This window comes from Bacillus sp. JZ109 (assembly GCF_053903135.1).
In genome coordinates this window covers 1,220,558-1,240,794 of sequence record NZ_CP096388.1, presented here as the reverse complement: position 1 = coordinate 1,240,794, position 20,237 = coordinate 1,220,558, and the positions used below count along the sequence as shown (strand labels likewise).

The window sequence follows — 20,237 nt, the reverse complement described above, 5'->3', positions numbered from 1 at the left end:
TGACAGCGCATTCAAAAATAATGTTAAACCCGGCTGAAATTTTTTTAAGGCTAACCCCCTAAAAAAATTTCAGCCGTCAGTTTAACTTGAGAACAGCGCGCCGGTCTCCGCCAACGCGCTGCCATTTTTGGAATGAATTAAAATTATTCACCAATAATCGTAAGTTTTCTTGTTTTTTCTGCGACTTCCTCAGGGTCAACAGTGATTCTTGCAACACCTGTTTCCATCGCAGCTTTTGCCACAGCCTTCGCAACAGCAGGCGCAACACGTTTATCAAACGGTGCAGGGATGACATAATCTGCGCTAAGCTCATCTTCTGAAACCAGTGAAGCAATGGCTTCAACCGCTGCGATTTTCATTTCCTCGTTAATATGAGTGGCACGCACATCAAGCGCTCCGCGGAAAATACCAGGGAATGCAAGAACATTGTTTACTTGGTTCGGGAAGTCAGAACGGCCAGTTCCGATAACGCTTGCTCCGGCTTCACGCGCACCTTCCGGCATGATTTCCGGATTTGGATTTGCCATTGCAAAGATAATCGGATCTTTTGCCATGCTTTGAACCATCTCTTTTGTTAACGCGCCTGCTACAGAGACACCGATAAATACGTCAGCATCAACGATGACATCTTTCAGAGAACCGTCTTTGCGGTCTTGGTTCGTGAACTTCGCCACTTCATTTTTGACATCGTTCATGCCGTTCGGGCGCCCTTCATAAATGGCCCCTTTGGAATCGCACATCACAATGTCGCGAACGCCATAATGATGAAGAAGCTTGATAATCGCAATGCCAGCCGCACCCGCGCCGTTTGCGACAACTTTAATGGATGACATGGATTTTCCAGACAGTTTCAGCGCGTTCACAAGACCTGCTACGGTTACAATGGCAGTACCGTGCTGATCATCATGGAAAACCGGGATGTTTGTTTCTTTTTTGAGGCGCTCTTCAATGATAAAGCAGTTTGGCGCTGCAATATCTTCAAGGTTGACGCCGCCAAATGTCGGTTCCAGCAATTTTACAGTTTCAACGATTTTATCAACATCGTTTGTGTTTAAAGCAATCGGGAACGCATCTACGCCCGCAAAGCTTTTGAAAAGAACTGCTTTCCCTTCCATAACAGGAAGCGCCGCTTCAGGGCCGATGTTTCCAAGGCCAAGTACAGCTGTACCGTCAGTTACAACTGCTACCATGTTCCCCTTCATTGTGTAATCATATACTTTGTTAATGTCTTCATGAATATCCTTACACGGTTCTGCAACACCCGGAGAATACGCGAGGCTTAGATCTTTCGCATTTCTGACCTCTACTTTTGATTTAGACTCCAGTTTCCCCTGGTTGACTTTATGCAGGTGTAATGCTTCTTCTCTTAATGACATTCTCCTAAACACTCCTTATGGATATTTTTTGATTCGTATACTGCTGCGTTGATTGCTGCATTCTGCGGAGTAAATCTATCTGAATATTTAAACAGGATCACATAATTGCTCCAATTGTATAACAAAAAGCGAATCGTTACCACTGTTTTAAAACGACGTTTTTTTGACCCAACAGCTCTTTTAAGCGATATAACACCTGGTGATCTGCATTGATATGGAACGACTCAGGTAGCTTAATCGTCTGTTTTTGCCTTTCATAATAGAGATAAACGCCTGTTTCCCCTTTATGCTCCAGCAAAATGCGCTTAATCTTTGCCAGGATCTCCTGGCTGTGCTGACTGCTTTCTATTTTTATATAAACCGATGGCGCTTTTTCTGCATCCATATTTTCTAATAATTCTGCCCGGGACATGATGAATTGGATCTTATCTTGTCTAACTTCACATTTCCCCGCAGTGAACAAAAGAACGCCTTCTCTTAAAACGGGAGAAAGCTGTCTGAATTGTTCAGGGAAGACTACAGCTTCCATCTCGCCGGTTTCATCACTGAGCGTTAAAAACGCCATGTTTTGACCTGTTTTCGTCCGAATCGTTTTGATCTTCGACAGCAGAACGCCTAGTGAAAGCTGCCTTTTGACTGCCCGCTGAGCCTGCAGAATGGAGACTGCTCCTTGCGCAGTGAGCTGTTTTCGGAAGGCGGAGAGAGGATGATTTGAAAAATAAATGCCAAGCGTTTCCTTTTCAAACGCAAGTAAATCCACCAGAGGAAGCTCCTCCGTCTCCACATACTTCGGCTTAATTGAAAACGATTCATCTAAAAACAATCCCATTTGGTCATCGTCCGCGGCGAATAGCTCAGCATGTTCCAAAGCAACATCAATGGATGCGAGCAGCGTGGCCCGGTTTTGGCCGAATTCGTCCATCGCACCAGAAAAGATAAGTGCTTCAAGCACTTTGCGATTTACGCTTTTTGACGGCACGCGAAAGCAGAAATCGAAAAGATCTTCAAATGGTTTCTCTTTTCTTGCTTTATATATATCTTTGACTGCTGAGACGCCTACACTTTTTATTGCGCGGAGGCTGTATCTGACAGATCCGTTTTCAACTGTAAACGGAAAACTGCTTTTATTCACTGACGGAGGAAGGATACGAATCCCGCTCCCCTTTGCTTCGTAAAGATATTGAGAGATTTTATCCTCATTGCCAATGACGCTTGTCAGCAATCCGCACATAAAATATAACGGATAATGAGCTTTCAAATACGCAAGCTGGCACCCGATCATGCTGTATGCCACCGCATGGCTTCGGTTAAAGCCATAGTTTGCGAATTTGACGATTAAATCGTAGACCTCATTTGCAGTGTCTACAGAATACTCCTTTTTTAAGCACCCTTCAACAAAATGGCTTCGCTCTCTGTCCAGGATTTCTTTTTTCTTTTTGCTGACCGCCCTTCTCAATAGGTCCGCTTCGCCTAAAGAAAACCCCGCCATACGGGAAGCAATCATCATAATTTGTTCCTGATACACAATGACGCCATATGTATCTTCCAAAATGCTCCTTAAATCTTCATGAGGATAGTGAACAGGCTCCCGGCCGTGTTTACGGTCGATAAATAACGGAATATTTTCCATCGGACCCGGCCGGTACAGTGCATTGACTGCCACAATATCTTCTAGGCCCGAAGGTTTCAGCCGTTTCAAGACGCTTCTCATCCCTGCAGATTCAAGCTGGAAAATGCCTGTCGTATCCCCTTTTGACAGCAAGGAGAACGTTTTGTCATCGCTGTAGGAAATACTTGAAAGATCTATTTTAATATTTTCTTCTTTTTCAATCATTGAAGTGATGGATTCAATAAGTGTCAGGTTCCTCAAGCCTAAGAAATCCATTTTTAAAAGGCCCAAGTCTTCAAGATGGTCCATCGCGTATTGCGTTAAATAGATCCCTTCATGCCCTTCTTGAAGCGGAACAACATCTGTTAACGGTTCTTCACTCAGGACAACGCCCGCTGCGTGGGTTGATGCATGCCTTGGCAGCCCTTCTATTTTCCGGGCAATTGAATAGACTTGCTGAAGCAGGCTTGACTCCCGAAGCCGCTTATCCAGCTGCGGTGACTGCTGTCTCGCTTCATCCAGCGTCATGCCCGGTCTTGAAGGAATGAGTTTTGCAAGCTGATCTGCCTCCTTCGGGCTGACGCCGAATACTCTGCCGACGTCCCGGAGCGCCGCCTTTGCCGCAAGTGTTCCAAAGGTGATAATCTGTGCGACGTGCATTGCACCGTATTTCTGCTGAACATATTGAATGACTTCATCCCTTCTAGTATCGGGAAAGTCAATATCAATATCCGGCATGCTGACGCGCTCGGGATTTAAAAATCTTTCAAACAGAAGGTGATGCTTAATCGGGTCAACATCTGTGATATACAGCACATATGCCACAAGAGAACCTGCCGCAGAACCCCTTCCCGGTCCTGTAACAATCCCTTTTTCATGGGCGTGCTTCATAAAATCCCACACGATCAGAAAGTAATCGCTGAACTTCATCCGCTTGATGACATCAAGCTCATATTGAAGACGGCGAAGGTATCGTTCATCAGGCTTGCCGAAACGGCTGCGGAGTCCCTCCATACAGATATCCGTTAAATAATCATCAGCGGACGTTCCGTCTGGGGTCGGAAAAGACGGTAGACGGGTCTGCCCGAGACTGACGTCAACCCGGCATTGTTCCGCGATCTCTACAGAAGCTTGCAGTGCCTCGGGAAGCTCTCGATAAATATTTTGCATTTCTTCGAGTGGTTTCAAATCGAGATCAGGCAAATCTTCAGCGGGTGCATCCGTCAGTTTTTCCCCCGCTTTAATCGCTTTCAGACAACGGTAGGCAGCCTTATCTTCCTTCCTTATGTAATGCACATCGCCTGTGGCCGTAACAGGGATACCCGTTTCTTCTGATAGCTTTAGAATCTGCGCAGACAAGACTTGATTCCCTTTAAAAGGCTGATAGGAGAAATAAAAAGCTCCCTTTCCGAATATAGACTGAAATTCCAGCGAGGCTTGAGCAGCCTGTTCGAACAGCCCTCCTTCAAGAAGCGTTTCAATATATCCTTTTTCGCCGGGCGTTATTGCGATAATCCCTTCTCGATAACTGTGAAGCCATTTCGGCTTCAGTCCGCCTTTTGATTTAGATTGCAGAACGCTGCTGATTTTCAGCAGGTTTTGATAGCCTGTATTTGATTTTGCCAGCAGGACGAGCGGGTATGCTTCAAGCTCGCTGTCATCTGTAAAAACAGAAGCCGTCAAACCGATTATTGGGTTGATCCCTCTCGCCTTGCAAGCTTTATAAAATTGAATAGCTCCGTACATGACATGATCATCTGTCAGCGCCAAAGACGCATATCCGAGCCTGTCAGCTTCACTGACGAGTTCTTCCACAGCCGCGGCGCTGTTTAGCAGGCTATACCCGCTATGCACTTGCAGGTGAACAAAAGACATGCTATCACCTCTTTCTCATTACGATTCATTTCTTCCCTCATTATAAGGCCGGTTTCCAAAAGAAACAAATGTTCTTTTTTGACTCATCATCATACTTGTCCTGAAAGCTCAATATGATATAAAAGGTGAGGTGATAAAGATGGATCAGGAAGCAGGATTTATGGTGAATTTTATCAATAGCTACTTCATTGCGTTAGGGGTGCTGATCGGGGGCGCACTCATTGGAGGGCTCGGAGCATACTTGGCAGGCGAACCCCCGCTTACAGCCATTACAAAGCTTGCCAACCGGTTAAAAATATGGGCGCTTGTCGCAGCTATCGGAGGCACCTTTGATGCGGTATACAGCTTTGAACGCGGCATACTCGAAGGCAATACGAGAGATATCTTTAAACAGCTTCTTTTAATTATTTCGGCCATGGGAGGCGCGCAAAGCGGCTGGCTTATTATATCATGGCTGACCCAGGAGCATCTTTCTTCATGAGGGTCCCCCAGCATTACAAAAAACCGGGATGGCAGCGTTTTTTCGCGGGAATGATGTGCGGAGCCGTAATTAGCTGGTTCTTTTTCCTGTTTACTTACGGAACATTCCAAGAGGAGCAGGTCAGCCTCATCGAAAAGCAAAAAGAGCATGTAAAAGACTTGAACAATCAAATTTCGATCTATCAGGAAGATCTCCATAAACTGAATGAAGATAATAAAAGAAAACTGCTGATTCAAAGCGTCAGCGTCAAATTGCTGAATGGGGATAAATATAAAATATCACAGCCGGATAAAACGAAATTCGAGGAGCATGTAAAGGATGATATTTCAGAGGTGATTACAAAAGACATAGAGAGCGTCTATCAAACAAAGGATCTCTTGAAGCGGACAATTGAAAATAAAGTCTATATGATCAATGAAAAAAAATACGAGGCAACCGTCAGAGAATTGATTATTTATACGAGGCTGACAGTGGAACTTGAAATATCTTTCGCCACATAATTATGGATTTTTTTCAAATTCTCCAAACTTCTGTCGCTTTTTCCCATTCTTTTTTATAAACTATATGTGAGGCTTAATGGCGAAAGGAAGGAGGAAGGGAAATGGAGGTTTACAGTGACCGTCAGTTAGCAAAAGATCAAGCAGCCCGTCTCAGACAAGGTTTTTCTGCATATGCCGAAACAAACTCACTCGCTTCCCTCATCAAAAAAGAACTTCAATCACACAATCTCCAAGTCTACGAGGACCTTACTGATTTCGGCTGCTGGTTCATCCCCGTCACAGATGAACACTAAGAGAGAGGGTCTCCCCTCTACTCGTGTTCTTTACATAATGTTTCCAGATCAGCTAAAATCCGATCAGCTTCATCCCAGCTGTAAATAGAGGCGCCTGAAGCTAACGGATGCCCTCCGCCGTTATATTTCCGGGCAAGTCCGTTAATGACAGGCCCCTTCGAACGGAATCTGACTCTGATTTGATCGTCTTCTTCTACGAAAAACACCCAGGCGCGAATACCTGAGATATTGCCAAGCGTCCCGACAAGCTGCGACGCTTCAGAAGCCGTTGTGCCGAATTTTTCAAGCGTATCCTTTTTGATGAAAACAGAAGCAGCCCCGTTTTCGGACAAAGACACATTTTGAAAGATAAAGCCGTTAAGCTTCACCACATTCAGTTTTGTTTCATACAATTGATTAAATAACTCTGAGGAAGAGAATGGATACTGAATGAGCTCGCCTGCATATTTTAATGTTTTTTCCGTGGTATTCGGAAATAAAAAGCGTCCGGTATCTCCAACAATGCCGGCGTAGATCAGCTCTGCCGCTTTCGTATTCAGCTTCCAGCCGTGCTCTTTTCCTTCTAAATACAGCTCGTAAATCATTTCACTTACTGAGCTGGCGCTTGTATCGACCCAGAGAAGGTCACCGTATGGATCTTCGTTCGGATGGTGGTCGATTTTCATTAGTTTGGCGCCTGAAGGATAACGCTGATCGTCGATTCTTTCCTGATTTGCCGTATCGCAGACAATGACAAGTGCGCCTTCATATGTTTCATTGTCCACCTCATCGAGGGAATATAAGAAAGAGAGGGACGGTTCAGGCGTGCCGACCGCAAAAATATTTTTTTCAGGATATGTTTCACGCAGGATTTCCGTAAGCCCGCACTGTGATCCGTAGGCATCCGGATCAGGACGCACATGTCTATGTAAGATAATCGTGTCATATAATGATATGGTTCTGATCAATTCTGTTTTCATTTGATACTCCTTTATTGTTTTTATTCATTAAATCACATTCTCTGCCGACGGAAAAGAAAAATAACGTCAAAACCAAGCCCGTTTTTGTATAAAATGGGTTTGTAAACTTTTACGATGGAGGATTTCATTTATGCTGGTTCTTGTTTTTTTGATTGGGCTTTCAGCCTGCTTTTATGTGTTCTATAAAGTAAAAGGCGTACGGGCAAAGCCATCTTTGGCAAAAGAAATATGTTCAGCAAAATCAAGCATGGCCTTAGGGTCACTAGTCCTGTTCTACGGGCTTAACCAAATGATATTATTCCATTCAGTATTAACGTTAGTAATCGGCGGTATCTTTATCGTCATAGGAGCAGGAAGCGCTTGGGCAGGTTATAAAGCCTTTAGGCATTACAATCCCCTTCACGCCAAAGAAGCTGAAAGAGATCACGCGTAAGGGGCGCCTGAACGTCCCTTAGCTTCTTTCCATCAGCTGAACCATCAGCATCGCTTTAGACACGATATGACCTTGGCTGTGCACTTCCACTTCCATTTTCCCGAACTTTCTGCCAGCCTCCAAGATGCGAGGTTTGACTTCGATGACTGATTCCATCTGCACAGGCTTCAAAAAGAAGATGGTGATGCTCTCTATGACGAGTTCGCCGCGTTTTTTCGAGCGCAAAAATCGGTTTGCCGCTTGCGTCAAAATGGTCGTAAATACACCATAAGAAATGGTTCCAAGCTGATTTGTCATTTGCGGCGTGACTTCATACTCGTAAACCGTTTGATCTTCTTTATCATCACCCTCATCTTTAAACCCCCTTGAAACGATATCATCAAGCTTCTCCCCGACCTGCGGCTGCTTTTGAATCATTTGAAGAGCTTTCAATACGTCTTGGCGGCTGATCATGCCGATGAGTTTTTGGTGGCCGTCAGTGACGGGAAGCACTTCGATCCCTTCCCATACCATCATTTGCGCAGCTGAAGCGACAGATGTTTTCCCAATAACCGTGACGGGATTTTTGGTCATAACTTTTTCTATAGATGCATTTCGGTCATGGCCGGCAATATCTTTTGATGTCAGAATGCCGTGGATTTTCATTTGATCGTCGACAACTGGGAATCGGCCGTGGCCGGTTTCAAAATTTTTCTCATACCATTTTTCAAGTTTATCCTTTGGCGAAAGATATACCGTGCGGTCAGCGGGTGTTAGGATGTCCTCCACCAAAACAATTTCTTTTTTGATCAGCTGGTCATAAATTGCCCGGTTAATCATCGCGGCAACTGTAAAGGTGTCATAGCTCGTGGATAAAATCGGCAGTTCAAGCTCATCTGCCAGCTGCACAATGCTGTCATCCGTGTTAAAGCCCCCGGTCACCAATACGGCCGCGCCCGCTTCAAGCGCCTGCCTGTGTGCATTGATTCTGTTTCCGACAATCAAAAGATTCCCCGCTGCGGTGTAACGCATCATCGCGTCAAGCTCCATCGCGCCGATGACGAATTTATTCAATGTCTTATGGAGCCCTGCCCTGCCTCCGAGCACTTGTCCGTCTATAACATTTACAACCTCTGCATAGGTAAGCTTTTCAATGTTCTCTTTTTTCTTTTGTTCAATTCTGATTGTGCCCACACGTTCAATCGTGCTGACAAACCCTTTATTCTCTGCTTCCTTGATCGCTCTGTACGCGGTTCCTTCGCTTACTTTCATTTCCTTTGCAATTCTTCGGACAGAAATTTTTTCACCGACAGGCAGTGAATCGATATACGTTAAAATTTGTTCATGCTTCGTTGCCAAGCCTTTCACCTCTAAGGACAGTCTTCTTGTTTTTATTATAAGGTTTCAAAGGATTTATACGCAATGAGGCTGGAAAATAAAAAACCATCTCCTAGAGATGGTTTCACGGTTTAAAGCTCGATCGTCTCACCGACCGACATGACTTTGCCGACTCCGCCCGGCAGGCTGTCAGCGAATGCTTCTGGGTCTTGTTCGATGACCGGGAATGTATTGTAATGCACCGGCACGACCTGTTTTGCGCGCAGCCATTCAGCGGCAAGCTTGGCGTCTTCAGGCCCCATCGTAAAGTTATCGCCAATCGGCAGGAAAGCAAGGTCGATATGATTCAATTCGCCAATGAGTTTCATATCAGAGAAAAGAGCCGTATCGCCCGCGTGGAAAATCGTTTTATCTTCTACAGTCAGCAAAATACCGGCAGGCATGCCTGTGTAAGTGATCGTTTTGTTTTCTTCATCTGTGATGGCTGATCCATGAAAGGCCTGTGTAAGCTTCACTTTTCCAAAATCGAACTGGCGGGAGCCGCCAATATGCATTGGATGAACATTCAAGCCTTTCCAGCCTAAGTACACAGCGAGCTCGTTCGGGGCTATAACCAACGCGTTATTTTGCTTGGCGATTTGTTCAGTATCACCGACATGGTCATTGTGGCCGTGCGTTAATAAGATGACATCCGCTTTTACATCCTCCGGCTTTATATCCGTTAATGAATTCCCTGTTAAAAACGGATCAAAAATAATATGATGGTCCTTCGTTTCCACTGTGATTACAGAATGTCCGTGATATGTCACTTTCATTTCTTTCACCTCGTCACATGATTTTGATTTTTTTATTTTCCCTTTTTAAAAAGCTGAAAAACTTATGTTGTTTGATTCTTGTTAATGACATTGAGGCCTCCGGTGGCTTCAATGACAGTCCCTGTCACAAGGTCTGAGTTCTCCTCACACAAGAAAGCGATAATCCGGGCGATATCCTCGCCTGTACCGGATCTTCCTATCGGCGTTTTTTCTTTGCCGATTCGCATTCTGGCTTCCTCTATCGATGCTTCTTTCATGTCGCCGACAATGTCTCCCGGGCAAACCATGTTGGCGGTTATGCCGAATTCGGCTTCTTCAATGGCAATTGTCTTCGTCAAAGAAGCCAAGCCCACTTTCGCAGCGCCAAATGCCGATCGGTGAAGCCAGCCGGGCGCGTGAGCCGCACCTTGGAATCCGTACGTAATGATGCGTCCAAATTGCTGTTTTCTCATAACAGGAATAACCGCTTTGAATAAATGAAAGACGGCGCTTAAATTTCCTTCCAGCATGCCATACCATTCATCATCAGTATAATCGGCTAACTTTTTACGTTCAAATATGTATGGTCCCGCGTTGTTAATCAAAAAGTCGATCCTTCCGAAGCGGTTTAAGGCAGCCTCTGCAATACGCAGCAGATCTTCTTTTTTGGTGACATCACCTTTTACAAATTGCAGCCGGTCAAGACAATCGGGACAGGCTTCCTTCAGGCGGCTGACTGCCTCCTCATCCTGTCTGTAATTGACTGTTACTGAATACCCCTTTGCAAGCAACGTTTCAGTCACTTTGCGGCCTAAACCCTTCGAACCGGCAGTAATTAAAGCATGTCGCACATGAATACCTCCCAAAGCAACGTCGCCGCTTTCAATAAAGTGTTTCTTCTTCTACTTTACTATAAAAGGCTTGCAATATCACTTTTTACACTTTGGCATACAAAAAAAGCTGCCTGTACAGACAGCTTATTCTGCAGGAGATGAAGACTCCTGATCAGGCATATCGACATAACCGCTTTGATACGCTTCTGAAATGAGCCTTGTTGTCTCCTGGCTTTCTTGTTCATCATAAATATAGCGTTCCGGTTCTTTTTTCATCATTCTGCCTCCCATCATTATAGAGGTAGGTTGGCTATAATGACGGGATTTTATGAAGGAAATTTTAACTAACTCCAGCTGCCACGCAAGCTTTCGCTTTTTCAAGCGCCTGCTTTACCTGTTTGAATCCGGTGCCCCCGGCGCTCATTCTTTTTTCAACTGCGTAGTAAGGGTCCAACACAGTGTAAATATCTTCTTCGAATAGTGTGCTCGCCTGCTGAAACTCGCCAAACGGCATATCGCTTAAATAGATCCCTCTTTCGATGCATGTGTACACAAGTTTCCCGACCACTTCATGCGCTTCTCTGAACGGCATTCCCTTTTTAGCTAAATAATCCGCCAGTTCCGTCGCATTTGAAAAGTCTTGTTTTGTCGCTTGCTTCATGACGTCTTTGTTTACAGTCATTGTTTGGATCATGCCTGTGAAGATTTGCAGGCTGCCCTCCACCGTTTTCACCGTGTCAAACATGCCCTCTTTGTCTTCCTGCAGATCTTTGTTGTAAGCGAGCGGAAGTCCTTTCATGATCGTAAACAGCCCCATCATATCGCCGTATACGCGTCCTGTTTTGCCGCGGATCAGCTCCGCCATATCAGGATTTTTCTTTTGCGGCATCATGCTGCTTCCTGTTGCGTACGTATCGTCAAGCTCGATGAATTTAAACTCCTGCGAGCACCATAAAATGATTTCTTCAGAGAAACGGGATAGGTGCATCATCAGCATACTGCTGTTGCTTAAAAACTCCAAAATGAAGTCTCTGTCGCTGACGCCGTCCAAGCTGTTTTCATAAATGGCATCAAAGCCGAGCAGTTCCGCTGAATAATCACGGTCGATTGGGAAGGTTGTTCCCGCGAGCGCCCCGCAGCCGAGCGGAGATTTGTTAATCCGCTTCATTGAATCCTGAAAACGCTCCTTGTCGCGCTCCAGCATCCAGAAATACGCAAGCAGATGGTGAGCGAATGAAATCGGCTGGGCGCGCTGCAGATGTGTGTAGCCAGGGAGAATTGTTTCGATGTTCGCTTCCGCCTTTTCAATCAGCGCACTTTGGAATGCCTCAATCAGCTCGATGATGTGGCCGACATGATTCTTCAAGTATAAATGCATGTCAGTCGCCACCTGGTCATTCCGACTTCTGCCGGTATGCAGCTTGCCGCCAAGAGGACCGATTTCGTCAATGAGCATTTTCTCAATGTTCAAATGAATATCCTCATAATCGACTGAGAATTCCAATGCTCCCTCCTCTGCTTTTTGCAAAAGGGTATTCAGGCCCTCTCGGATTTTCAGCTCTTCTTCTGCTGTCAGAATACCGCATTTTTTCAGCATGGCAGCATGTGCGAGAGACCCTGTAATGTCTTCAGCAACTAAATGTTGGTCAAATGATATGGACGCGCCGAACTCGTCGACCCATTTTTCCGGTGTTTTTTGAAATCGGCCTCCCCAAAGCTTCTTCATGCTTTAATCTGCTCCTTCTTTTTCACGATGCTGTTCACTTTTGTCGGAAGTCCCCAAAGCTCGATAAATCCGATTGCTGCATGGTGATCAAATGCATCGTCTTTTGTATATGTTGCAAGTTTTTCATCATATAGAGAGTATTCCGATTTACGCCCTTCTACAATTGCATGGCCTTTAAACAGCTTCACGCGGACAATGCCTGTGACATGCTTTTGCGTTTCTTTTAAGAAAGCGTGCAGCGCTTCTTTTAACGGTGAGAACCATAAGCCGTTGTAAATGATTTCTGACATTTTTTGCTCGATGATCGGTTTAAAGTGGGCTACCTCTTTCACCAGAGTCAAATCTTCTAATTCTTTATGCGCTTTGATCAGTGTCATCGCACCAGGGCATTCGTATACTTCCCGGGATTTAATGCCAACGAGGCGGTTTTCCACGTGGTCGATACGTCCGACACCGTGCGCGCCCGCCATTTCATTCAGCTTCAAGATCAGTTCAGAAAGCGAGTAGGAAACACCGTCAATGGAGACAGGCACGCCTTGTTCAAATGCAATTTCAATCACTTCCGGCGTGTCCGGCGTTTTTTCCAGCGGAGCTGTTAAATCGTATGCACCTTCTGGCGGCGCCGCCCATGGATCTTCTAAAATGCCGCACTCATTGGCACGTCCCCAGAGGTTTTGGTCGATAGAATACGGGCTGTCAAGATTGATCGGAATCGGAATGCCGCGGCTAGCCGCATATTCAATTTCTTCTTCACGTGACCACTGCCATTCGCGAACCGGCGCGATGACTTCAAGGTCAGGGTTTAATGATTTAATGGAGACTTCGAAACGAACCTGGTCATTTCCTTTCCCTGTGCATCCGTGGGCAATCGCCTGTGCATCTTCTTTTTCCGCTATTTCAACCAGTTTTTTCGCGATCAGCGGTCGAGATAATGCCGAAACAAGCGGGTATTTTCCTTCATACATCGTGTGGGCCTGCAAAGAGATAAGCGCGTAGTCCTGTGCAAATTCTTCTTTTGCATCGATCACGTAGGAGTTTGTCGCGCCGACTTCAAGCGCTTTCTGTTGAACAAATGCCAAATCTTTGCCCTCACCGACATCCAGGCAGCAGGCGATTACATTATATCCTTGCTCCTGAAGCCATTTTATTGCGACGGAAGTATCAAGACCTCCTGAGTATGCTAATACGACTTTTTTCTGTTCTGACATGATAAAAATCCCCTCTCAACCGTGTTTCTATTTTGTATAAAAATAAATTATATTTAATAAAAATACATTTTGTATGTATACACTTTAACAAGTACGTTTCGTTTTTTCAAGCCTTTTATAAAAAAAACTTCACCTAAATTTCAGGTGAAGTTTCATAGTATTTATTCATTTACTTGTCTTTTCTGATTTCTCTGACCACATGTGCAAGTTCGGGAATAATCAGCTTATTCATTGCCAGCTTTACTGCGCCGCTTGAGCCTGGCGTTGAGAAAACAGCGGTATGCTGAATGACGCCGGCAGTTGCTCTCGACATGATTGCGGCAGAGCCGATATCCTCTGTATAACTCAGCATCCTGAATATTTCTCCAAAGCCGGGCAGTTCTTTCGAAAACAGCGGCGTTATGGCTTCAATTGTGACATCCCGATCTGCTATGCCTGTCCCTCCGTTTAAGAGTACCGCGTCTGTCTGTTCATCCATGCAGCCCGCAAGCACTGACCGCTGCAAAGCATCCTTTTCGTCTTTTACAATTTCATATGCAGAAATATGATGACCGGCTTCTTCTAAAAATGAGATCATCAGCTTGCCGCTTTTATCGGTTTCCTCTTTCCTCGTGTCACTGACAGTAATCACTTTGCACCGAACGATATCGGGAGCTTCTTGTTTATGCTCTTGAACGCTCATAGGCCCACCTCTTTTATGTTTTCTGTCTGTCACTATCATGCATCAACAAAAAAGCACATTCAAGAGAATGTGCTTTCATGCGATTTATTTTGCTAAACGAACAACGTCGCGCGCAATCATGACTTCTTCATCAGTCGGAATGATCATGACTTTTACTGGAGAATGCGGATAGCTGATGAAAGCTTCCTCGCCGCGCACGTTATTAAGCGCAGGATCCCAGTATACGCCCATGAATTCTAAACCGCGAAGAACGCGTTCTCTGACTTCCACACTGTTTTCACCGATACCGGCAGTAAAGATGATCGCATCTACACCGCTCATTCTTGCAGCGTAAGAACCGATGTATTTGTGGATTCTGCTTGCGAATACTTCAAGAGCCGTTTCCGCGCGCTCATTTCCTTCTTTCGTTGCTTCGACGATGTCACGAAGATCGCTTGAGAAACCGGAAATGCCGAGCAGTCCGCTTTTTTTGTTTAATGTATTCAATACTTCGTCAGCCGTTTGGCCTGTTTTCTCCATGATGTATGGAATCAGGGCAGGGTCTATGTTTCCAGAACGTGTACCCATTGCTACACCGGCAAGCGGCGTAAAGCCCATGGATGTGTCAATTGATTTTCCGCCTTCAACAGCCGCAATACTTGCTCCGTTTCCAAGGTGGCAGGAAATCAGGCGCAAGTCTTTTAACGGACGGCCGAGAAGCTCTGCCGCACGCTCAGTTACATATTTATGTGAAGTGCCGTGGAAGCCGTATTTACGGATGCCGAATTTTTCATAGTATTCATACGGCAAGCTGTACAGGTAAGACTGCTCAGGCATTGTTTGGTGGAATGCCGTATCAAATACAGCTACCGCAGGAACATTTGGAAGCACTTCTTTGAACGCTTTAATTCCAACGATATTTGCCGGATTGTGAAGCGGTGCCAATTCAGAAATATCTTCGATTTCCTTAATGGTTTCATCCGTTAATAAAACAGAATCGCTGAATTTTTCTCCGCCGTGAACGACACGATGGCCAATTCCGTCAATTTCATTCAAGTCTTTAATAATGCCGAATTCCGTTAACTTATTCAGCAGCATTTTAACAGCTACCGCATGATCCGGAATATCAGTTACTTCTGTATTTTTTTCGCCGTTCACAGAAATTGTGAATACGCTGTCGGCGATACCGATTCGTTCAACTAAACCCTTCGTTAAAACGGTTTCTGAAGGCATTTCGAAAAGCTGAAATTTCAAAGACGAGCTTCCTGCGTTAATTGCAATAATTTTGGACATGATTGACGCTCCTTTATACTCTGTATCAACAACTTCGTTTTTCGTACTTTTTTCCCGGTGAATATCAACATCTTCTCCGAAAAATATCTGACTTTTCCATTTAAACATTGTCATGTCGGCTTTTCAAGTCAACTTGCGTATTGATAACGCTTACAATAAGAAGTCGTTATTTTCAGACACATTCCCTATAGGTTTTGTATTGATGAACGCTTACAATTTGCGGTTTTTCCCTCTGTATTTTGTGTTTCAAAGCTGGATTCAATTCGTCAAGTCCGGTCTTCAAAAGCATAAATAAAAGCAGCTTAGGCATCGACCTCATACGGCTGCCTAAGCTGCTTTTAAAACACTTACTTTTCTTTTTTAAACCATTCATCAAATTGAGCCATCATATCAAGCATCGCCTTTTGATTGGAGAAAGACGGAAGATTCGCAAGCAGAATTTGCCCCGGCGCTTTCGTATTCTCTCCTTGTTTCTGAAGCACAAGGATGCTTTTGGCATGAGCTTCGTCTTTAAAAATAGATTTTGGCAGCTGCAACAGTGCGTTGATATGAACCTTATCTTTGAAAAACTGTTTCAGCTTGCCGCTTTGGGAGCTCTCAAACAAATGATTCGGAATCATAAAAAATAAGTAGCCGCCCGGTTTGGTATGCTTGACGCTCTGTTCAATAAACAGATGATGAGCGAAGGAATGGCCTTCGTCAGCTTTGAGCTCAAACGCTTCTGCTCCTTCGTCATTCGGATAATAGCCGACTGGCAGATCACAAATGACCGTGTCAACTGGATCGATAAACAACGGCTCAAGGCTGTCTTGGTGGAAAAGCTCAAGCTCTTTTTTCAGAAGGTTCGCTTGGGCATAGGCGATCTTCAAGAGCACATCATCAATTTCAATGCCAAAGCTGTTTGCCGTTTTTTCAGACAGCTGGTTCAGCACGGTAAACAGAAGGTTCCCAGTTCCCAAGGCTGGATCAAGAATGGTCAGTTCCTTTTTGTCCGCCATAAACTTATTCACCAAATAGCTGATGAAAAGCCCGATCGTATCCGGCGTCATCTGTCTGTTTGGATGGGAGATATCTTTCATTCCTTTAAGGACGGCAAGCTGAAAAGCCTTGCGTACCCACTCATGCTCATACGTGCCGAATTCCGCTTTTTCAAGCAGAGCCTGAAGATGTTTGGTTTTCTGATCAGCAGGCAGTTTCAGCTGATCCGTTTTTTCAAGAAAATACATTTCTCCTGCTTCGGCCAGCGCCTCTATATATGAAATCTGCAATTCATTCTTTATCATAATCGCGGCTTCGTTTAACAGCTCATACACCGCACCTACATGGTCTTTTTGCATATTGTGTTCCTCCTTGCCATGAAAAAAGCTCCGGCGGCAGCCTGGAGCTTTTTTCCCTGCTTACTTCACTAATGCCTTAGCAGCCTCAATTGGCTTTTCATAGTTCGGGTGGTTTGTTGCTTCGCTTACATATTCAGCGTAAACGACTTTTCCGTTCTCATCAAGGACAAATACGGAACGCGCAAGCAGACGAAGTTCTTTAATATACACACCGAACGCTTCGCCAAATGACATATCTCTGTGGTCAGACAGTGTTTCCACTTTGTCAATTCCGTTAGCGCCGCACCAGCGCGCTTGCGCAAATGGAAGGTCTGCACTGATTGTGTAGACGTTGACATCTCCAAGCTTTGCAGCTTCTTCGTTAAAACGGCGTGTTTGTGCATCACAAACACCTGTATCAATTGAAGGGATAACAGAAATAATCGTTACCTTTCCTTTCATGTCAGCTAACGATTTTTCTTCAAGGCTGTTAGTCAGCACTGTGAAATCAGGAGCTTGATCTCCTACCTTCACTTCTTGTCCGACAAGTGTAACCGGACCGCCTTTGAATGTAATTTCAGCCATTATAATTCCTCCCTTTTGTATGTATGTCTCTATCATAGTAAAGTTTCCTGCAAACTGCAAAGTTTATGCCAAAAAAAAGTTAACTGCGGCCAGCGCAGTTAACCTTTTTTAATAATTCATATTGTTCATTTGGTTTTGATTTTGGCCCTGGCCTTGGTTTTTGTTATTTTTCTTGAACATTTGCTGGATGCGCTCGAGTGTTTGAGGGGCTGCGTCTAAAATTTTCTCTATTAAATGGGTATTTTCATCTAAATGAAGCATTCTGATGCCTGTCGATCCGACAATTAAAAACGCGATCGGCGTAATGGACACACCGCCCCCGCTTCCGCCTCCGAAAGGAAGTTTCTGTTCTCTTGTCTCATCGTCTTCCGATTTCTTTTCGGCCGGCTTTCCGCCAAACTCGCTTCCGCCTGCGGCGAATCCGAATCCAACTTTAGAAACAGTTAAAATCACACTTCCATCAGGCGTTTCTACTGGATCTCCGATGATGGTGTTAACATCAATCATTTCCTTCAAGTTTTCCATTGCGGTTTTCATTAACCCTTGGATGGGATGGTCTGCCATATACGCTTCCTCCTTAAACTGATGAATCATTCTTTGAAGTCATTCTAGCCGACGGATTCTTCTTTAATACGGATAGCTCCCGTCCGTATTTGACGAATTTGAAAGCTGCAAGCATAGCATGTCCAAAGCGAAAAAAGAATATACACTGAAAATGGGTCTTGGAAACAGGGACTTGAAACGACGGGATCACCTCATAGACAGGTTTATTCACAAAGTCCAGGTGGTCGTAAAGCATTGCTGCGATACCGCCCTTCACGCCCCATACAGCACCTGTTAACACACCTGTCACTGCCGCGTCCTGAATTCCGATTACTGTAACCCATTCTAGTTTTGTGATATGTAAATGCGCGAGAAAAGACGCGCTGATTTTCCGCAGTCTGGTGACCTGATGCAAAAGCATCTCGATTTTATTAATGCTTTGCTGCACATCGTTTTGTGTAATTTTTTTCTTTCCGCTGCTTTTTTTCATTTTGGATTCAGTTTTTTGTTTGATATCCACTGTTCCGTCTTCTTTGTTCACCTTAATCGCCGGGATTGTTTTTTTGATCCTTATAAGGCCAAACAGCGCCGTAATCTTCAAGGTCAATTTGTCATTATCATCGGCATGAAGATACTCCAGCGCGACATGGATTTTCATTCTGAGAAGCAGTACGATCCCTATGAGAATAAGAATGGCTATCAGTACATACACCATATTCTTCACTTCCTCTAGGAGCATTATCGCCAATTCCTAAAAAAATAAACCCGGACGGAGGTCCGGGTTATCGGTTATTTGCGGTATAATTTTTCATGCACCACGGTGGTATCCGCGATGTAATCATGAATCCCTTGTTTTGTAGGTGAAAAAGCAACAACGATATATAAAATCCAAATCTTATCAATATACCGTCCCACCACTTCACGAAAAATCACTGTACTCCATGTCAGCTTGCTATCTCGCTTCACAGAAACCACTTTGAGGCCGAACACCATTTTACCAAGCGTCTGCCTGAAGTATTTAGTCATGAGTGCGAAGTAGGCAAGATACACAATAAGCGTTGTCACACTGTAAGCCGAGAAGGTAAACATGCCGGATGTTTTCGGCAGATCCAATACGGTAAAGAGGGGAGAAACGAGCAAATGGTTTAATCCCCATATCACGAGCCAATCAAGCAGGAAAGCCCAGAAACGAACCCAAAAGCCAGCATAGGCATGTGTCAGCTGCTCCGCTTCTTGCGGGCCTTTGATGTCATTGCGCTCAAACTCTTCATATGTCGCGTCCATTATTGTTCCCTCCTACTTCGCATAGAGATACATCATCCTCGGCGAACCGGATTGCGATAGAATTTCTCTCATATTCAAAAAATCAATTTCACTTTTAAACATTTTGTTCGCGCCCATGGAAAACAGTGAGCCTAATCCGAAGCTTTCCTCATAAGAAATGACAGAGGCGTTTTTCAAATCCTCGTGATCCTTTTTCATGGCCGTAATGGTATCGTCATAAAAACCAAGCTCATCAACGAGGTTCAGTTTTTTCGCCTGCCGTCCGTCATACACGCGGCCGTCCGCAATTTTCTTTACCTCTGCTTTCGGCATGCTGCGCCCTTTTGAAATGACATCAACAAAGCCTTCATACGAATTATCAACCATCGATTGCATGATGTTTTTTTCTTCTTTCGTCATCTCACGGGAAGGAGACATAATGTCCTTATGGGCCCCGCTCTTAATCGTTTCAAAAGAAATGCCAAGCTTATCGGCAAGCTTTGAATAATTGACGCTTTCCATAATGACGCCGAGTGACCCGGTCAGGGTTTCCGGTGTCGCAAAAATCTTATCAGCCGCTGTTGAGATGTAATAGCCTCCTGATGCTGCCATCGAACCCATTGACACGTAAATCGGTTTTTTCGTTTCTTTCTTGATTTCTTCCAGTTTCTTATGTATTTCAGCACTTTCATACACTCCGCCACCCGGAGAATTCACCTTCAGAACGATACCTTTGACCGTCTTGTCATCTTTTGCGCGCTCAAGGTTTTTTAAGAACGTTCTGTGGTTATATCCGTCTGCACCAAGCAGACTGCTTGAGTCTCCATTATCCTGAATGGTGCCGCTGACCTCTAATACGGCAATTTTACTTGAGAGACTGCCGTTTTCCAGCGTCTTTTCCTGCGATTCATCCGTCAGTGATGTGAGATCCGTTTGAGCGCCTTTGACGCTTTCAAAGAAACTCATAGAGATGCTGACGATAATAGACACGCCGAAAATCCCCAGAGCAATCACTAATGCAATCCATCTTTTTGCATTCATTTTTTCTCCTCCTTTTTCCCAAACTCTCTCATTATACGATTCAATATGAAAAATGTTTCACTTCATGAGAAAGCTCCGGCTTAACGGGCTGCCGGCAAACGTGGTACACTTATGGCCAAAGGTATTTTATC

Annotated in this window: 22 protein-coding genes; 4 read left to right on the top strand and 18 right to left on the bottom strand. The window is 44.6% G+C overall.

Going from position 1 to position 20,237, the window contains the following annotated elements:
* Window positions 1-143: 143 nt before the first annotated feature.
* Window positions 144-1,376, bottom strand: coding sequence for an NADP-dependent malic enzyme (gene maeB / locus M1D94_RS06335; RefSeq protein WP_424934981.1), 1,233 nt, complete (start codon window positions 1,374-1,376; stop codon window positions 144-146).
* A gap of 136 nt (window positions 1,377-1,512) precedes the next feature.
* Complete coding sequence (gene dnaE / locus M1D94_RS06330) at window positions 1,513-4,860, bottom strand: DNA polymerase III subunit alpha (protein ID WP_456270460.1); 3,348 nt, start codon at window positions 4,858-4,860, stop codon at window positions 1,513-1,515.
* Between the two features lie 139 nt (window positions 4,861-4,999).
* Here dnaE and ytrH point away from each other — a divergent pair, with 139 nt between their 5' ends.
* From ytrH to M1D94_RS06315, 3 genes are all read left to right on the top strand, one after another.
* Window positions 5,000-5,341, top strand: a complete 342-nt coding sequence (gene ytrH / locus M1D94_RS06325; protein ID WP_003229410.1) for a sporulation membrane protein YtrH — start codon at window positions 5,000-5,002, stop codon at window positions 5,339-5,341.
* Window positions 5,338-5,841: a sporulation membrane protein YtrI gene (gene ytrI / locus M1D94_RS06320; RefSeq protein ID WP_003229408.1), complete on the top strand. Its 504-nt coding sequence runs from the start codon at window positions 5,338-5,340 to the stop codon at window positions 5,839-5,841. Before ytrH ends, ytrI begins: the two co-directional genes overlap by 4 nt.
* A 101-nt stretch (window positions 5,842-5,942) precedes the next feature.
* On the top strand, window positions 5,943-6,134 hold the full coding sequence (locus M1D94_RS06315; RefSeq protein ID WP_003229407.1) for a hypothetical protein: 192 nt from the start codon (window positions 5,943-5,945) through the stop codon (window positions 6,132-6,134).
* A 17-nt stretch (window positions 6,135-6,151) separates the two neighbouring features.
* On the opposite strand, the gene nrnA is transcribed toward M1D94_RS06315, so the two are convergent.
* On the bottom strand, window positions 6,152-7,093 hold the full coding sequence (gene nrnA, locus M1D94_RS06310; protein WP_004398971.1) for a bifunctional oligoribonuclease/PAP phosphatase NrnA: 942 nt from the start codon (window positions 7,091-7,093) through the stop codon (window positions 6,152-6,154).
* 130 nt (window positions 7,094-7,223) lie between these two features.
* On the opposite strand from nrnA, the gene M1D94_RS06305 reads away from it, so the two are divergent.
* Entirely contained in the window at window positions 7,224-7,526 is a 303-nt protein-coding gene (locus M1D94_RS06305; protein ID WP_021480301.1) for a YtpI family protein, read from the top strand.
* Window positions 7,527-7,544: 18 nt separating this feature from the next.
* On the opposite strand, the gene M1D94_RS06300 is transcribed toward M1D94_RS06305, so the two are convergent.
* The 15 genes from M1D94_RS06300 to sppA all read right to left on the bottom strand — a co-directional run bounded on the left by M1D94_RS06300 (window position 7,545) and on the right by sppA (window position 20,106).
* Window positions 7,545-8,864, bottom strand: coding sequence for a CBS domain-containing protein (locus M1D94_RS06300; protein ID WP_004398641.1), 1,320 nt, complete (start codon window positions 8,862-8,864; stop codon window positions 7,545-7,547).
* 110 nt (window positions 8,865-8,974) lie between these two features.
* Window positions 8,975-9,658 carry a metal-dependent hydrolase gene (locus M1D94_RS06295; RefSeq protein WP_003245964.1) on the bottom strand — a complete coding sequence of 228 codons (684 nt, stop codon included), beginning with the start codon at window positions 9,656-9,658 and terminating at the stop codon, window positions 8,975-8,977.
* Window positions 9,659-9,720: 62 nt separating this feature from the next.
* A complete protein-coding gene (locus M1D94_RS06290) occupies window positions 9,721-10,488 on the bottom strand; it encodes an SDR family oxidoreductase (RefSeq protein WP_032726400.1) in 768 nt (255 codons plus the stop codon).
* Window positions 10,489-10,614: 126 nt separating this feature from the next.
* Entirely contained in the window at window positions 10,615-10,749 is a 135-nt protein-coding gene (locus tag M1D94_RS06285) for a hypothetical protein (RefSeq protein ID WP_004399018.1), read from the bottom strand.
* Between the two features lie 61 nt (window positions 10,750-10,810).
* Complete coding sequence (gene argH / locus M1D94_RS06280; protein ID WP_103803829.1) at window positions 10,811-12,196, bottom strand: argininosuccinate lyase; 1,386 nt, start codon at window positions 12,194-12,196, stop codon at window positions 10,811-10,813.
* Window positions 12,193-13,404: an argininosuccinate synthase gene (locus M1D94_RS06275; protein ID WP_021480305.1), complete on the bottom strand. Its 1,212-nt coding sequence runs from the start codon at window positions 13,402-13,404 to the stop codon at window positions 12,193-12,195. Before M1D94_RS06275 ends, argH begins: the two co-directional genes overlap by 4 nt.
* Before the next feature lie 169 nt (window positions 13,405-13,573).
* Complete coding sequence (locus M1D94_RS06270) at window positions 13,574-14,086, bottom strand: MogA/MoaB family molybdenum cofactor biosynthesis protein (protein WP_456270459.1); 513 nt, start codon at window positions 14,084-14,086, stop codon at window positions 13,574-13,576.
* An 84-nt stretch (window positions 14,087-14,170) separates the two neighbouring features.
* Window positions 14,171-15,358 carry an acetate kinase gene (locus M1D94_RS06265; protein ID WP_003223511.1) on the bottom strand — a complete coding sequence of 396 codons (1,188 nt, stop codon included), beginning with the start codon at window positions 15,356-15,358 and terminating at the stop codon, window positions 14,171-14,173.
* A 172-nt stretch (window positions 15,359-15,530) separates the two neighbouring features.
* Window positions 15,531-15,734, bottom strand: coding sequence for a hypothetical protein (locus M1D94_RS06260; RefSeq protein WP_123372909.1), 204 nt, complete (start codon window positions 15,732-15,734; stop codon window positions 15,531-15,533).
* A complete protein-coding gene (locus M1D94_RS06255; protein WP_042974972.1) occupies window positions 15,706-16,695 on the bottom strand; it encodes a class I SAM-dependent methyltransferase in 990 nt (329 codons plus the stop codon). The genes M1D94_RS06260 and M1D94_RS06255 overlap by 29 nt, the downstream gene beginning before the upstream one ends.
* Window positions 16,696-16,755: 60 nt before the next feature.
* Window positions 16,756-17,259 (bottom strand): thiol peroxidase, encoded by a 504-nt coding sequence (tpx, locus tag M1D94_RS06250; RefSeq protein WP_003223506.1) that lies wholly within the window; start codon window positions 17,257-17,259, stop codon window positions 16,756-16,758.
* Window positions 17,260-17,367: 108 nt separating this feature from the next.
* The gene (gene ytfJ / locus M1D94_RS06245; RefSeq protein WP_003223504.1) at window positions 17,368-17,823 is read right to left on the bottom strand and encodes a GerW family sporulation protein; all 456 of its coding nucleotides are present in this window, start codon (window positions 17,821-17,823) and stop codon (window positions 17,368-17,370) included.
* 13 nt (window positions 17,824-17,836) lie between these two features.
* On the bottom strand, window positions 17,837-18,517 hold the full coding sequence (locus M1D94_RS06240) for a DUF2953 domain-containing protein (protein WP_123372907.1): 681 nt from the start codon (window positions 18,515-18,517) through the stop codon (window positions 17,837-17,839).
* 74 nt (window positions 18,518-18,591) lie between these two features.
* A complete protein-coding gene (locus tag M1D94_RS06235; protein ID WP_072173614.1) occupies window positions 18,592-19,086 on the bottom strand; it encodes an RDD family protein in 495 nt (164 codons plus the stop codon).
* A gap of 12 nt (window positions 19,087-19,098) precedes the next feature.
* Entirely contained in the window at window positions 19,099-20,106 is a 1,008-nt protein-coding gene (gene sppA, locus M1D94_RS06230; protein WP_072173615.1) for a signal peptide peptidase SppA, read from the bottom strand.
* Between the last annotated feature and the right edge of the window lie 131 nt (window positions 20,107-20,237).